The organism is Micromonospora sp. WMMA1363, assembly GCF_030345795.1.
GTDB lineage: Bacteria > Actinomycetota > Actinomycetes > Mycobacteriales > Micromonosporaceae > Micromonospora.
The window spans coordinates 4,397,721-4,412,129 of the sequence record NZ_JAUALB010000001.1 but is presented as its reverse complement, the minus strand read 5'-3'; the positions used below and the strand labels follow the sequence as shown (position 1 = coordinate 4,412,129).

Here is a 14,409-nt window from a genome sequence, read left to right as displayed (position 1 = left end):
CGCGGTCACCGGGACCATTGGTCACCGAAGGGCCTCCGGCACACCGGGGGCCCTTCGCGTACCGCCGAAGGAGAGCCGTGGCATGGACCTGCCGTTCATCGTCGCCACTCTGAACCGGCGCGGGCTACTCACCCCCGGCCGCCCCATTCGCGTCGCCGCCCAGCTGGACGCGCTCCGCCGGTGGGGCTGGAGCCTCGCCGGCGAGCTGCGCCAGGCCGCCGCACGGGACCCCGACCGGACGGCGGTGATCGACGAACACGGTGCCAAGCTGTCGTACGCCGAGCTGCTCGACCGGTCCGAATCGCTGGCCCGGGCGCTGCGCGCGGCGTACGGGCTGCACGCCGGGGACCGGATGGCCGTGCTCGGCCGCAACCACCACGGCCTGATCGAGACCATCGTCGCCGCCACCCTGCTCGGCGTCGACGCCGTGCTGGTCAACACCGGGCTCTCGGCCGGGCAGCTCGCCACCGTCGCCGCGGAGCACCGGCTGCGGCTGCTGGTGCACGACGACGAATTCGCCGAGCTGCTCCGCGGACTCCCCAGCGAGCTGCCCCGCCTCGACGAGCGGGCCCGCGAGGAGCTGACGGTGAGCGTCCTCCCCAGCGAGCTGCGGCCACCGGAGCAGGACGGCCAGATCATCGTCCTCACGTCGGGGACCACCGGGGCGCCGAAGGGCGCACGGCGGCCCACCCCGAACGGTTTCGGCCCACTGGTCGCCATCATCGACCGGATCCCACTGCACGTCCGGGACCGGGTGCTGATAGCCGCCCCGATCTTCCACACCTGGGGGTTCGCCGCGCTCCAGGTGTGCTTCGCCCTGCGCACCACGATCGTGCTGCACCGCCGCTTCGATCCGGCCGCCACGCTCGCCGCCCTCGTCACGCACCGGTGCAACGCGCTCTTCGCCGTACCCGTGATGGTGCAGCGGTTGATGGAGGTGCCGCCGCCGGACCCGCGCCCCCGGCTCACGGCGGTCGCGCTCAGCGGCTCCGCGCTGCCCGGCGGCCTCGCGACCACCTTCATGGACACCTACGGCGACGTCCTCTACACCCTGTACGGCTCCACTGAGGTCTCGTGGGCTGCCATCGCCGGGCCCGCGGAGCTGCGGACCGCACCGACCACCGCCGGGCGCCCCCCGCGCGGCACCCGGGTGGCCGTCCTGGACGAGCTGGGCGAGCCGGTTCCCCGCGGCGTGGTCGGCCGCATCTTCGTCGGCAACGAGATGCTCTTCGAGGGGTACACCTCGGGAGGCGACCGGGAGCGCCGCGACGGCCTGGTCGACACCGGCGACCTGGGCCGGCTGGACGCCGACGGCCAGCTCTTCGTCGACGGCCGCGCCGACGACATGATCGTCTCCGGTGGGGAGAACGTCTTCCCGTCCGAGGTGGAGCACCTGCTCGCCCAGCTCCCCCAGGTCCGCGAGGCGGCCGTGATCGGCGTACCGGACACCGAATACGGGCAGCGGCTCGCCGCCTTCCTCGCCCTGCACCCCGGCGAGACGCTCGACCCGGAGGCGGTCCGCGAGTACGTCCGACACTACCTCGCCCGCTTCTCGGTGCCCCGGGACGTGGTGTTCGTGAAGTACCTTCCGCGCAACGCCACCGGCAAGATACTCACCCGCGAACTGCGCCGCTACTACGACTGACCGGACGCGCAGCCGCCCCGGTGCGCGGCTCGCTGCCCGCAGGTGGGCTGATCCGGACGAGCAAGCGTTCAGGGCACCGCCCCGTCAGGTAACGACGAAGGCCCTCAGCTTCACGCTGGGTTCGAGAACGTCTCACTCAAGGAGCTTCAGCGTCCTCCAGCGCCAAAATGGGAACCCATCCAGCGGCACCGTTATCGGCTCGACACCACAACCAGCCGCTCTCTACGTCGACGTCCAACACTTTGACCACCGAACCCGCGTCTGCCGATAGCTCGGTCGTGTCATAGCCTCGCACCACCTCTGCGGCATCTGCGGCACCGATGCGCCGAAAGTACCGCTCCGGCACCCAGCCACCAATCCCGGCGGCGTCTACCGCCCAAATGAAGGCAGGCCAGGTCTGCTCGTCTTTCTTACCCAGCGTCACCACGTCGCCGATCTTCACCTTCAACGCGGGACGATCCGGGGCTCGATGATCCTGCATCAACCGCGCCCTCTGACCTACCCTCCACCCGACCACACCGTCACCCCTCAACCTCGCCTACCAGGAGGCCACGACCATATGGGCAGGCTGCGACAAGCGAGGCCGACCAGCACACCCTGCAACCCCATCTCGACACAGGCCAGCCCGACCCCTCCTGAACAACCTCGGCTGGAGTGGTCACTAACCGCTACAACTCAGGTACGAGGTTGCCAATGAGCGTCTCAGCCCGGTGATGTCGAAAGACGGCGTCGACGGCGTCGGGCTGGAGATCGAGTTGGGTTACCACAATCGGGACCTGCAACTGCGCGGCTACAACCCGCTCCTCGCCACGCTCTCGACACCCCTCGCAGCGCCGGTGATCGCCGCCACCCGGCGGCGCAGTGGTAATGCCGGCTCCGCCCGCGGCGCGGCCAACATGATCGCCGAGACGATCACCACCGCCCGCGCCTGCGGCGCCACCGGCGAGATCGTCCTGCGGGCCGACTCAGCGTTCTACGCCAAGACCGTCATCACCGCCTGCCGACGCCGCCGGGTGCGGTTCTCGGTCACCACCCGCATCGACGCGAAGATCCGCACCGCTTGCGAGAGCATCGCCGACAACCAGTGGATCGACATCGATATCCGCAGGCCGTCTGGGACGAGGACGCCGAGCGGTGGATCTCCGACGCGCAGATCGCCGAGACCGAGTACACCGCGTTCGTCGGCACCCGCCACGCGGTGACCGCCCGGCTGATCGTGCGCCGGATCCGCCGCGACGACCCCGCCCAAGCTCCGGGCCAGGAGGAACTCCTTGCGGCCTACCGGTATCACGCGGTCTTCACCGACAGCCCGTTCACCCTCGTGCAGGCCGAAGCCCAGCACCGCCAACACGCGATCATCGAGCAGGTCACCGCCGACCTGATCGCCGGGCCTATCGCGCACCTGCCGTCCGGCCGGTTCAGCGCCAACGACGCCTGGCTGACTTGCGCCGCGATCGCCCACAACCTCACCCGCACCGCCGGTCACCTGACTGCCGGCGCCAACGCGACCGCCAGAACCGCCTCGATCCGGACCCGGATCATCAACGTCGCCGCCCGCCTCGCGCACCGAGCCCGCACCGTTCACCTGCACCTACCCGAGCACTGGCCCTGGCAGTCCGCGTTCGACAACCTGTTCACCGCCGTCCAGACCACACCCGCCTGAACACTCCGAACCACTGAAATCGGGCGGCCCACCCGCAGGCCACGAACCCGCTGCATCCCTCGGATCCACCACCCGGAGCAGGCCAATCACGCAATCGGCGATTCCCGCACGCCCAAAACCAGCCGATACCGAAAACCATTCACCAGCGCTCGGCGTCAAGGTGCGGCTTCGTCCGCAGCGTAGCCGTCAGCGGCGGCGATCGCTTCATTCGCGGTCTGGTTTAACACTTGGGTCGCGGCGGCGGGATCGGTGCGGTTGGCGAGGGTGGTGGTGGTCAGCCCGAGCCCGGCTCGGAAAACGGCGTAACCGGGCTTCGGCCGCTGGCCGAGGAATCGGTCGATCATGCTGGTGGTCAGGTAGGCGGTGACGTGCCCCGCAGTGACGTGCACGTCACCATCGAATGCGCAGACCGGGCACAGCGGTAGCTCATCGTCGCCAGCGGCGGGGAGTAGGCGTGCGCTCGGGTAGGCGTCCCCGCACACGGCGCATCGTGCCTGGTTGGCGGCCTTCGCCACCGCGCGTGCACGTCCGGCGGGCCAGCGTGCGGTTCAGTTCCGGGATCAACTTCGTGGGCGGGACGGTCACCGCTGATCCGGGTGTGCGCTTCGATTCTGGTCGGGTCAACGGGGCGGCCATCTCCACCGTCGGCGGCTGGGACACATCGAGCCGCGTGCCGTCGTCCGGGTCCGAGGCAGCCGCAAACGCTGTCCCACCGTCGGGGCTCTTAAGGAAACGGCGGAAACCAAGATCAAAACCCACCGGGACAAGACGGGTTGCCACTGGACAGGCCGGGACGTGAGGGATGCTCGTCGCACGAGCACCCAACCGTTCACAGGGGACAGAAAAGCAAAGGGGCCCAACTGCCGTAGCGGCAGGTCAGACCCCTGTTGATCGTGCGCGCCCGAAGGGACTCGAACCCCTAACCTTCTGATCCGTAGATAGATCAATCTCGTATTAGCAGGTTCCATCAAGTAGTGAAGGGTGCCTATCAGTCCTGGTAGGCACCCTTCTTCGTGCCGACTGACTTCATCGGCTGACGGTTGGTTCAGAGACGTCCGGGCTCACACCGGGCTCACGTCGGGCTCACGCCCTCCAGCCAACTTACCCCCGGACAACTAGAGGTGTCGCGGCCGTTGGTACGCGGGTTGACCCTCATGCCCCGAGGTGTCAGCCAGCCAGTCAGACCAACGTAGTTGGCTCCCGGCGGGGTCGCGCCGCCTCGGGCCGTGGCCGTCCATCGCGGCGACAAGCCGGGGTGTCAACCGAGCGGAAATGACGCAAGCGCGCATGAATGGCGAAGCAGGATCAAGGTTGGTCGCCCTAGCATGTTGGACTATCGTGGGCAACTTGTGATGGTCAATGGTTGCTGAACTGTGATGCTGGCAAACCAAATGAAAAAGTGATGACTTTTTGGCTGATTGCAGGCCGCTGGCCTAATCCTTTAGGGTCGCACAGTGTGACTGACCGGTTGGGCTAGGTGTCGAGAACGCGACTAAAAGGATCAGCCATCGTGTGACCCACGGCACAGCCTCGCCCGTTGAACCGGATGGTAGGGCAGGATTCGGGCGGAACCGGCTCGCCCCTGGACGGGAGGCGCCGCCCCCACCTGCAAGCGCCAACGATGCGGTAACGTAATGTTACTTAGGTTGTGACCGCTTGACGGTGGATCATTTGCAACGGAAGGACCCCGCCATGCCCCGGCCCCGGCAACTCCCCCCCGACGACGAGTTAAGGTCGCTACGTGGGCAGAAGAAGACTTATCGGCAGATAGCCGATACTTACGGGGTTTCGGAACAGGCTGTCTATTACAGGTTACGCATGATGGGCGCCGTCCAACAAACCCCCCACTACCCGGAATTGATTCCATGGCGCGTGAAAAGCGAACACGATTCAGCCTATCCGCCGCAAATGCTTAGACTGCTCGGAAGACGTTTAGCCGGGGAAATCCTAGAACCCGAGCTAGAACGGAAACTAACGAGTTGGCTCCGACAGCTAAAAACCGATGACACTGTAGTCAACTACCGGCCCGACGAACCTCCAAACCCCGCTAGTAGCGTCGGGGGATTCCTGCTCAGCCCCCGCAAGCCGAGAGAGCGCGGGCTTACCCGTGTTGAGCCGGACGTGCCGACACGACCCGGCGCCACCGGTGGGCCCACTCGGCGTGAGGTCTTCGACGCTCTAAGCATATAGTTCGATGGCAAGTCGACCGAGGGCCCCAGGCCGGGGCCCTTGTCGATCAGCTTCGATTAGAACAGTTGTACGAGTGTTGCGGGGCGTGTTACGGTCATGAACCTAGACAGCCGGGGGTGCCCCACTTCGGACGGTTGACCGTCCAAGCCGAGGTGACAAGCACCCCCATATCTCGGCCCTGAAACTTAGGTCGTGACTCGGTGCGGGGGTGGGATGTATGCGTGTGTCGTGGCCGTGCGTCAACAGTGACCTGTGGACCAGCGACAACGACGACGACCTAGAGACTGCTAAGGACCGCTGCTTGGACTGCCCCTTACAGCAGTATCAGGCGTGCCAGGAAACGGGATGGAGGCATGAATACGGTGTGTGGGGTGGCCTATCTCATCGGGACCGGGAACGCCTCGATCCGCTGAGGTACGCGCGCCTCATCCGAGACAGCCGGCGGTGCGCCGACGCCACCGACCGCAGCATTACCAGCCAGCGCGACATACAGATCAGCCCGACCGTACGGGAGGGCACTGTCCGCGCTCGCGGCCTAGACATGGCCGCACGCGGCATGACATCCGCAAGAGTCGCCGCAACCCTCGGGGTGTCCCCCGCAACAGTTCGTAGTTGGATACACCGCGCCAAAGCGTCCTGAGTGGTCACCGAACGTGTAACATGAATCGCTCTATCGATATGTCATTCAGGCTGCTAGCGGGGGGACCGTAGTGCAGGACTACCGGACACTTGGCACGGCGTTGACAGTCATCGCTGAAGCATTCGAGCGCATCGACCGGGGAGACACGTCCCATGTGCTCTCGCTCGACATCCTGATAGACCAGCCCGAAGTCCTGTCCCTCGCCAAGTTCGTGTTTGTCGATGGGCGCGGGCGCAGCGTCGGCTACGAAGTCCTCTGGTCGGCGGACTGCACGACCGACGCGCATATGCGCGCTGTCCGCCTCATGTCACCCGCCTGCATCCTGCGCCTACAGCCCTGGGGTTTGGAGGGCGGCAGCCAGCGGCACCGGGCATGGTACGGCGCGATGCGTGCCACGTCGGCGTCCTGACCGGCGGGCCCCACCAGGGGCCCATTTTTCGGCCCTGAAACTTAGGTCGTGACCCTTTGGAGGTGCCCACACGAACGATCATCGCAGCGTCAGCCAGCTAGCGACCTACACCAGGTGTGGCGAGCAGTACCGGCTAGAGCGGATAGCCGGAGCGCCGACCCGCCCGGCAGCCTGGTTCGCCCAGGGAACCGCCGTCCACCGCTCGATTGAGACATGGGAGAGAGGTAACCGCCAGGACTACCCCAACGACATCCTTGATCTGTACACCACCGAGTACGACCGGCTGATCACCGCAGACCGTGAGCGAGAGCCCGACGTGTCGCGGTGGATGACCGGGGGGCGGGTCAAGGCCGATGACGACATCACCCGCCGTCGACAACGGGGGGCCGATCAGGTCCAGGGCTACATGGATTGGGCCCTCACCGACCCCGGCCGTGTGTGGCGAACCCCGGACGGCACACCGGCCGTCGAGGTTGAGTTTCGGCTGCACCTTGACGGGGTGCAGGTCATCGGAGCGATTGACTGTGTGTGGCAGTACCCGACCGGGGAGGTTGGCCCGCGCGACTGGAAGACCGGCAGCAAAACCCCGGATTGGCCTTTACAGCTAGGCGTCTACCGGCTAGCAATCGAAAGCCTGTTTGGGTTCCTCCCCACCTGGGGGGACTTCTACCTAGCCAAAGACAACCGTCCGTTGCCACCGGTTGATCTGTCTCGGTTCACGCGGGAGTGGGTCGCCCGGCAATTCCGCATCCTCGACCACGGGATCAGGGCGGGAATTTTCCTGCCGGGCCCTGGCCCGGGGTGCCGCACGTGTGGTGTCTCCGAGCATTGCACCGCCATCGGTGACCCTGCCAGCCGCTACGCACCACTACCCATCCACGTAGGAGGTAAACCCCTTTTGAGTGACACCCGAGACGATTTCGTGGTGAGTTTCCGGCCACACACGGCGCCGGACGCGCCGCTACTTGTTTTCAAGGACGCTACCGCCGCCGGGTTGGCCGACAAAATCGGTAGCGCCGAGGTTTCCGGTCTGTTCGCCATCATGGGCACCGCCGATCGGGCGATCAAAGCGGCATTCACACTGGGGGCGGAAATGGGAGCAACCCCCGTAGAGCATCCGTCTACGGTGGCCGCTCAGGGATACCAGCAGGCCCGGCCGTATCAGCAGTCCGCCCCTCAGTATCAGCAGCCGCCGCAGCAGTATCAGCCGCAGCCAGCGGCACCCGCCGGTCCGCCGCCCGGGATGGCCCCGCCATCGTGCCCACACGGACAAAAGAACTGGGTGGTCAGTAAGCCGGGTGCTACCCGGTCTTGGAAGGCGTGGATGTGTCCCGCCGACCGCAACGACCCGTCAAAGTGCCCGCCCGAATGGGTCAAGTAGACAGACTGTGACGTTGTGACGTCGTGACCGGGGTCCGCCGGAAACGCTTCCGGTGGACCCCGAAGGGAGGTCTTAAAGGAATTGTTGACGCTCACCCGAGCGAAACTCACGCGGGGAAACATGGGGGAACCCCTTCCCACGGTATTTGAAAGTCTCGCCGCTGAGGGAATCCACTTCCGGCGGGGGCAATTCAGCTTAATTGCCGCCGCCCCCGGTGTCGGAAAATCCATCCTTGCACTGACGGTGAGCCTGAGGGCCGGTAGTCCCGGCTACTACGCAAGCGCGGACACAGACGCGCACACCACGTACCTCCGGGCTGGCGCGATGCTGACAGGATGGTCAACGTCCGACATCGAGCACGCGGTAACTTGCGGTAACACGGCAGACGTTGACGCCCGGCTCAACGCCCTATCGTTTGTGCGAATGGATTTCGCCGGACGTGTCGAGATTGATTCGTTGGAGGCGGACCTTAAAGCGTACGCGATGGTGTACGGAGAATGGCCGCACTTTATTGTGATCGACAACCTGTCGAACCTGGATAGTGAAGGTGACAGATTTCAGGCGTTGGAATACTCCTGTGACTACCTACACGAGTTGGGCCGCAAAACCGGGGCGGCCGTGATCGCACTGCACCACGTGACCGGGGAGTACGACGACGGGATTAGACCTGTACCGCTGTCGGGGCTGCGGGGAAAGATCTCGAAGGTTCCGGAGATGATCCTCACGCTTCACCGGAGCCCAGACAGCACCCGACTGTTTGTGTGCCCGGTGAAGAACCGTAGTGGGAGGAACGCCGCTGCTGCGACGTGGAATGTGGCATTGGCGTACGACCTCCCGCGAATGAGGATCACCGATGCCCTCAGCGATAAGGAAGGAGTGTATGCGTAGCTGTGTCGTCTGTGGTGGTGAACTCACGGGGCGTCAACGCCGGTACGACAGCGCCGAGTGCCGCAAACAACAGTCCCGGGCAGACTGGATACACAATACGTACGGGCTGACGCCCGCTGAGTGGGACACGATTTGGCGACACCAAGAAAAGCGTTGTGCAATCTGCAAACGGGCACCACGACAGGGTGAGTCATTCCACGTAGACCACGAACACCACCGAGGACCGGCGGGGCCGGTTAGGGGCATCCTGTGCCCCTACTGCAAGACCCGCCTAGTTGGGCGTCTCAAGTCCGCAGAACGGGCGCAAGCGTTAGCCGACTATCTCTTGCAACCCCCGGCGACAGTCGCCCTAGGGCGGACGGTGACAGCAGCAGGAAGACCCCGCAGGAAACGCGCGCGGCGCACAAGCGTTGCAGTTGCCGCTACAGTTACAGGCAAGGGGGAACGTGACACCCGAGAAACCCCCGATCAGTCGAATCCTTGAGCACTACGGGGCCCCGTTCGTGCCAACAGGGGGCGGTTGGAAACGGATGCGTTGCCCCTTCCAGGAGACAGACAGGAATCCATCCGCATCCGTCAACACTCTCCTTGAACGGTTTTCCTGCTTCGCGTGCGGCGTCAACGAAGACGCCTATGGGCTGGTGATATGGAGGGGGGACTCATCTGACTTCCTTAGTGCCAAGCAGTTCATCGAAGACCTTTATGGAGAACGCTACGGAGACGTACCACAGCAGTTTGTGGGAGGACGCGGGAAAGGCCGCCGTAGAGTATTTGACGAGTCGTCGGATATCCCCGGCCAGCATCCGATATTCCCTACTCGGACACGTCGGGAACCCCTATCCGGGGCATGAGCAGTACGCGGGACGGTTGTGCATCCCCTACGTCACCCGGTCCGGTGTCGTGTCCCTTCGGTTCCGGACCATCCCACCGGCACCAGGCCCAAAGTATTTGAACGTGCCGGGAGATTCACCCCGCCTGTACAACACGCCCGCCCTCGACCGTGACAAACCGTTCGTGTGCATCACCGAGGGCGAGATTGATTGCATCACCGCTGTGCAGGCGGGGTTACCGGCGGTCGGTGTGCCCGGGGTTGATGGCTGGTCCCCGTGGTGGGCCAGGTGCTTTCGCGGATACGAAACCGTGTACATCCTGTGCGACGCCGACGACAAAGGCCAGGGCGCACAGTTCGGCGCGAAAATCGCCGCCCAGGTCACTAATTCGCGGGTTGTGATGATGCCGGAAGGACACGACGTTAACTCGTACGTCGTGGCGGAAGGCTTCGCCGCGCTAATCGAAAAGATAGGAGTTGAGCTGTGACCCTCGATATCGGGGATTGGGTACGTATCCAACAGTGGCCGGTGAACGGCCACGCCATCGGAGATGTCGGCTCCGTCGATGAAATCGTCAGCGGCGGTTACAACGTGCGTGTGCCCGGTAAGGCGGGCGTCGGATGGTATGAGCCCGACGAGTTGCGACACGTTCCGCCCCCGGCCGTTCCCCGGATGCTGCCCGTGGTGCCTGACGGCATGACGCCGCAGGATCTAGCCGCGTACGTCGGCCAATTCGTACAGGCCGCCCAGGACCGAATCCTCACCTTCGGGGCAGATCAATACGACAACAACGGCCGACAAGCCTTCGAGGATATGCCGCTGATAGTGCTACTGCACGCAGCCCGGGAAGAGGCACAAGACCTAGCCGCGTATGCAGCGATGCTGGACATCCGCATCGGGCGAATCCTCGCGGCACTAGGCCACAAGGGGGTTCGTTGATGGGATGGTTGAGCCGGGACAAACGCGTTCCCGAAAAGGTGGAAGGCCCCTACCAGCCGGACACCGAGGTAACCGGCTTCGAGTCGGCTTTCCCTCTGCGGAAGCTCGCCGCGCTGTACATCGAACACGGCTGGCGGGTCGCCATGGACGGAGAAACGTTGGAGGATGTCACACCGGAGAAAATGCGGCTGGTCGTCGCGTCGCTAATTGACGACATGATCGCAAACCAGGACGCCGCGTACGCCACCGGCTACCGGCTGCTGGTGCTGCGTGACAACGACTTCCCGAATGACCTTGATGTGTATCTGTACGTCGGCCGGGCCACCACAGAAACCGAAACTACGGGGGCGAATACTGCTTGATCGAACGTATCGTGATCCTACCGGACACACAGTTCCCCCTCCACGATCGGACTCTGACAGAAAGACTCGCCCGGTTCGTTTGGGACTACCAGCCAGACCGGTTAGCGCACGTCGGTGACCTCACCGACTCGTCCGAGCTGGGCCGGTGGGTACGCGGGCTGCGAGGACAGTACGCGGGAGGGCTGGAAGGGGGGTTCGCGCAAACCCGCGAATGGCTATCCCTGATCCGTAAACACTACGAGGGGCCATTTCACCTGTCCCGCGCCAACCACGATGACCGGCTAGACGCTGCAATCGAAAGATATCTACCCGAGATTGCGGGACTGACGATCAAGGGTCATGTGATCTCAATCGAGAACGCGCTAGACCTCGACGGATACGGGATCACCTATCACCGGGACTATCACGAAATCGCGCCGGGGTGGCTGCTGACTCACGGGGACTGGGGCACCCTGTCCGACATCCCCGGAAACACGGCGTTGATGCAGGCCAGGCAGCTCGGAAAATCCGTCGTGTGTGGTCATACGCACCGGGCCGGACTTATCGCCGGCCCCCTGACTTCCAGCCACCAAAGCATTGAGGTCATGGGTATGGAAGTTGGGCACGCGATGGACCAACGGCAGGCAACGTACCTCAAGGGCGGCAAAAACAGTTGGCACCACGCGTTCGGAATCCTCCGGGTCGAGCGCGGCAACAAAAAGCGAGTCCGAGTGTACCCGCAACTAGTCATGGTCGCGTCTGACTACTCATTTGTTGCGGACGGCCAAAAATGGAAGGGAGTGCGCGTCTAATGGCTAGCCGCATGGATGAGATCGTGGATGTGCTGCCGATCGTGGCGCGGGTCGCACGCAGCGTGAACTTTATGTACGGAATCAGTGAGGAAGAGGCATACGGGCTGCTGTCCCTGGACGTCGCGGAACGGTCCCGGGACTATCTTATCCTCTTTGAGGAAGGGCACACGGGGCTCATTGCCCGGAGGCTTAAAAATGTTGCCGCGGTTCACTCCCGAGGGGACCGGGTAAAGCGTATGGCGGAAACCGACCAATACTACTACGACCCAGAATATGTGCGCCTGTTCCTGCCGTTCTTTTTCGCTATCGAAGATTGGGACAATGGGCCAGCCCCTGATGACGGTAGCGGGAAGTGGGCGACGGGGGAAGCCCTCGACACGGCTCTTGATATCAAGGCCGCGTGGGACCGGCTGAAAGCCTGGCAGACCACCGTGATTACCGTCCGGCACCTGTTGCGCCCCGGGAGCCGGGGTGAGGTCGACTGGAACGGCGTTGCCGAGGTGATCGGCCGGAAGACCGGCGCATCCGCTCAAACGGCATACGCGCAAGCGACCGCTGAACTCACGGCCGAAATGAACGCTGCCCGGGACCGTAGGAGTCGGCAGCACAACGGGCCAGGAGCCCGGACGCCAGTCACTAACAGCACGGCGCAGCACATGATTTCCGTCGACCAGTAGCACACAGGAATTGGAGACTAGTAGATGTCGGTGACATTCACCGTGGGCTGGCTGGTGTGGCTCGCAGCGTTCGCCGTGTGGGAAGGAATCGCACTCTACCGCAGCAAACCCGGTGACACCCTCAGCGAACATGTATGGCACTGGTTCGGCTACAACTACAGGGGTCAACCTCGGGAGGTGTCGGGGTGGCTCCGGCTACGCCGATTCGGTGGACTCGCAATCATCGCGTGGCTAGCCGCCCATTTTCTGACTGGCGGCCTCTTCTGATGACGACGACGCGTGTGCTCGTTACCGGCTCCCGGGACTGGACAGACACCGAGGTCATCGCGGACGCGCTAACAAGGGTCCGCGATGACCTGAAGACGGCCGGGCGAGACACCACGGACGCCGTACTGGTGTCTGGTGCCTGCCCCACCGGGGCGGACGCTATCGCAGAGCGGATGGCGGATAGCTTGGGGTGGCGGGTGGAGCGCCACCCGGCCGACTGGACACGGGGCAGACGGGCCGGGTACGTGCGCAACGCAGCCATGATCGGCCGTGGTGCTGATCTGTGTGTCGCGTTCATCCGGGCCCGCTCCCGGGGGGCAACCATGACAGTGCAGCTAGCCCAGGCCGCCGGCATCCCCACCGTCGTATACCGGGACAACAGCACCGGGTAAGCTGCCAGGCGAACCCGTCGCATCGGTCCTTCCGATGTTCCTTGCTGACACTGGGAGGGTTCCAAGGGCCCCCGGCTACGGTCGGGGGCCCTTGCTGTTACCTCGAATTCCCGCGCCCACACATGAAACTTAGGTCATGACTGTTGACATCCGTTTGGGCAGGCGGAACGATTGGCGCTGTCAGCAAGGAACACCACCGGAAGGAAACACATGATGCGTGCGGTACAGGTTGCTATTACAGGGGCAGACGGAAGGCGACCCAACGTCGCTGTCGACATCTACAACCACGCGGTTCCGCGCACCGTCGCCGACCACCCGGACACGTTTCGTAACTGGGTGATCTCGAACGCATTGAAGGCGATCATGTTCGCCTCCGGATACGGGGACGAATGGCTGAGGAACGCTACCTACACGGTGCACGACATCGGCTAACAACCCGGGGCACCCCTGCTAGGGGTGCCCCGTCAATCGAAAATTTGCGTCGCAACGAAAGGATTCGATTGTGCGGTTGTTGCAACTGTTCATCGGGGTTGGAACCCTGTGTCTCGCCGCTATGGGTTTCGCCCTCTCGGCTGATCTTCTGTACACGGTTGGCGTTTTGGCTGGCTACGGTAATAAAGCATGGATTTACCCGACCCTCGTTGAGGGCACCATAGCCCTCTGCACCCTCGCCGCGTTCCTGCGCCACAATCAACCCGGCGCATGGTACCCGTGGACCGTCGGACTACTCGGCATCACCTACAGCCTGTGGGTAAACGCCAACCCGGACAACGTTCCACTGTGGATTGTCCGGGACGTGCCCGTGCTGTGCATCCCGCTTAGCGTCCACATGATGCTGATCATCTCCGGTCTTGTGGACACCCGCACAGCACAGCATGAGAAGCTAGCCAACGAGCAAGAATCACAGGGGCTCACCATCTTTCACGATGCGACCCCGGAGGACTTCCAGCCCGAGGGGCCAGCGCCCGCGTCACCCGCACCCGTAGAGCATCCGTCAACAGCACATCTAGACGCTGCGCCACCCACGGCCAGCCCGGTGTCTACCCCTGCTCGGACGCGCCCACGCCGAAAGGCTCACCGGCCCGTACCCGAGAAATACCTAGAGCTTGCCGACCAGGCCAAAACCGCCGAACGCCAGGAGTTCTGGCTGAAACTACATTCCGCAGCAGGGGCGGTGTGACGGTGCGCGCGTTCAGCGTATGGTCCGAAGAGTCCGGTGGTTACGTCACCCGCCCCGAATACAGCCGCAGTAGCGCTGAGTGGGACCTAGCAGACTTGGTGCACAGCGGAGAAGACGAAAGAAACCTACAGGTGGTGGAAGTGTGCCCCGATCAC

18 protein-coding genes and 1 pseudogene are annotated in these 14,409 nt (G+C 64.0%); 17 read left to right on the top strand and 2 right to left on the bottom strand.

Going from position 1 to position 14,409, the window contains the following annotated elements; translation table 11 throughout:
* The first annotated feature begins 82 nt into the window (after positions 1-82).
* Positions 83-1,645 carry an AMP-binding protein gene (locus QTQ03_RS20590; protein WP_289279468.1) on the top strand — a complete coding sequence of 521 codons (1,563 nt, stop codon included), beginning with the start codon at positions 83-85 and terminating at the stop codon, positions 1,643-1,645.
* Positions 1,646-1,781: 136 nt separating this feature from the next.
* Here QTQ03_RS20590 and QTQ03_RS20585 read toward each other — a convergent pair whose 3' ends face one another.
* Positions 1,782-2,126 carry an SH3 domain-containing protein gene (locus QTQ03_RS20585; RefSeq protein WP_353890606.1) on the bottom strand — a complete coding sequence of 115 codons (345 nt, stop codon included), beginning with the start codon at positions 2,124-2,126 and terminating at the stop codon, positions 1,782-1,784.
* 232 nt (positions 2,127-2,358) lie between these two features.
* Here QTQ03_RS20585 and QTQ03_RS20580 point away from each other — a divergent pair, with 232 nt between their 5' ends.
* On the top strand, positions 2,359-2,847 hold the full coding sequence (locus QTQ03_RS20580) for a transposase (protein ID WP_289279466.1): 489 nt from the start codon (positions 2,359-2,361) through the stop codon (positions 2,845-2,847).
* The gene (locus QTQ03_RS20575; protein WP_289279465.1) at positions 2,730-3,308 is read left to right on the top strand and encodes a transposase; all 579 of its coding nucleotides are present in this window, start codon (positions 2,730-2,732) and stop codon (positions 3,306-3,308) included. The genes QTQ03_RS20580 and QTQ03_RS20575 overlap by 118 nt, the downstream gene beginning before the upstream one ends.
* 155 nt (positions 3,309-3,463) lie before the next feature.
* Here the strand turns inward: QTQ03_RS20575 and QTQ03_RS20570 are convergent, their stop codons facing one another.
* Complete coding sequence (locus tag QTQ03_RS20570) at positions 3,464-3,697, bottom strand: hypothetical protein (RefSeq protein WP_289279464.1); 234 nt, start codon at positions 3,695-3,697, stop codon at positions 3,464-3,466.
* A 2,018-nt stretch (positions 3,698-5,715) separates the two neighbouring features.
* Here QTQ03_RS20570 and QTQ03_RS30400 point away from each other — a divergent pair.
* The 14 genes and pseudogenes from QTQ03_RS30400 to QTQ03_RS20515 all read left to right on the top strand — a co-directional run bounded on the left by QTQ03_RS30400 (position 5,716) and on the right by QTQ03_RS20515 (position 14,254).
* Positions 5,716-6,138, top strand: coding sequence for a helix-turn-helix domain-containing protein (locus tag QTQ03_RS30400; RefSeq protein WP_353890605.1), 423 nt, complete (start codon positions 5,716-5,718; stop codon positions 6,136-6,138).
* A gap of 70 nt (positions 6,139-6,208) precedes the next feature.
* Positions 6,209-6,547 carry a hypothetical protein gene (locus tag QTQ03_RS20565; protein ID WP_289279463.1) on the top strand — a complete coding sequence of 113 codons (339 nt, stop codon included), beginning with the start codon at positions 6,209-6,211 and terminating at the stop codon, positions 6,545-6,547.
* 97 nt (positions 6,548-6,644) lie between these two features.
* Positions 6,645-7,928, top strand: a pseudogene (locus QTQ03_RS20560) (RecB family exonuclease); the annotation flags it as partial.
* A gap of 81 nt (positions 7,929-8,009) precedes the next feature.
* Complete coding sequence (locus tag QTQ03_RS20555; RefSeq protein ID WP_289279462.1) at positions 8,010-8,816, top strand: AAA family ATPase; 807 nt, start codon at positions 8,010-8,012, stop codon at positions 8,814-8,816.
* Positions 8,782-9,300 (top strand): endonuclease domain-containing protein, encoded by a 519-nt coding sequence (locus tag QTQ03_RS30395; protein ID WP_353890604.1) that lies wholly within the window; start codon positions 8,782-8,784, stop codon positions 9,298-9,300. Before QTQ03_RS20555 ends, QTQ03_RS30395 begins: the two co-directional genes overlap by 35 nt.
* Positions 9,301-9,346: 46 nt before the next feature.
* A complete protein-coding gene (locus tag QTQ03_RS30390; protein ID WP_353890641.1) occupies positions 9,347-9,667 on the top strand; it encodes a CHC2 zinc finger domain-containing protein in 321 nt (106 codons plus the stop codon).
* A 163-nt stretch (positions 9,668-9,830) separates the two neighbouring features.
* Complete coding sequence (locus QTQ03_RS20550; protein WP_289279461.1) at positions 9,831-10,133, top strand: toprim domain-containing protein; 303 nt, start codon at positions 9,831-9,833, stop codon at positions 10,131-10,133.
* Complete coding sequence (locus QTQ03_RS20545) at positions 10,130-10,585, top strand: hypothetical protein (protein WP_289279460.1); 456 nt, start codon at positions 10,130-10,132, stop codon at positions 10,583-10,585. The genes QTQ03_RS20550 and QTQ03_RS20545 overlap by 4 nt, the downstream gene beginning before the upstream one ends.
* A gap of 8 nt (positions 10,586-10,593) precedes the next feature.
* Positions 10,594-10,947 carry a hypothetical protein gene (locus QTQ03_RS20540; protein WP_289279459.1) on the top strand — a complete coding sequence of 118 codons (354 nt, stop codon included), beginning with the start codon at positions 10,594-10,596 and terminating at the stop codon, positions 10,945-10,947.
* On the top strand, positions 10,944-11,738 hold the full coding sequence (locus tag QTQ03_RS20535) for a hypothetical protein (protein WP_289279458.1): 795 nt from the start codon (positions 10,944-10,946) through the stop codon (positions 11,736-11,738). Before QTQ03_RS20540 ends, QTQ03_RS20535 begins: the two co-directional genes overlap by 4 nt.
* A gap of 11 nt (positions 11,739-11,749) precedes the next feature.
* Positions 11,750-12,415, top strand: coding sequence for a hypothetical protein (locus tag QTQ03_RS20530; RefSeq protein ID WP_289279457.1), 666 nt, complete (start codon positions 11,750-11,752; stop codon positions 12,413-12,415).
* 266 nt (positions 12,416-12,681) lie between these two features.
* Positions 12,682-13,074, top strand: a complete 393-nt coding sequence (locus tag QTQ03_RS20525; RefSeq protein ID WP_289279456.1) for a DUF2493 domain-containing protein — start codon at positions 12,682-12,684, stop codon at positions 13,072-13,074.
* Positions 13,075-13,284: 210 nt separating this feature from the next.
* A complete protein-coding gene (locus QTQ03_RS20520) occupies positions 13,285-13,506 on the top strand; it encodes a hypothetical protein (RefSeq protein ID WP_289279455.1) in 222 nt (73 codons plus the stop codon).
* Positions 13,507-13,582: 76 nt separating this feature from the next.
* A complete protein-coding gene (locus QTQ03_RS20515) occupies positions 13,583-14,254 on the top strand; it encodes a DUF2637 domain-containing protein (protein WP_289279454.1) in 672 nt (223 codons plus the stop codon).
* The last annotated feature ends 155 nt before the right edge of the window (positions 14,255-14,409 follow it).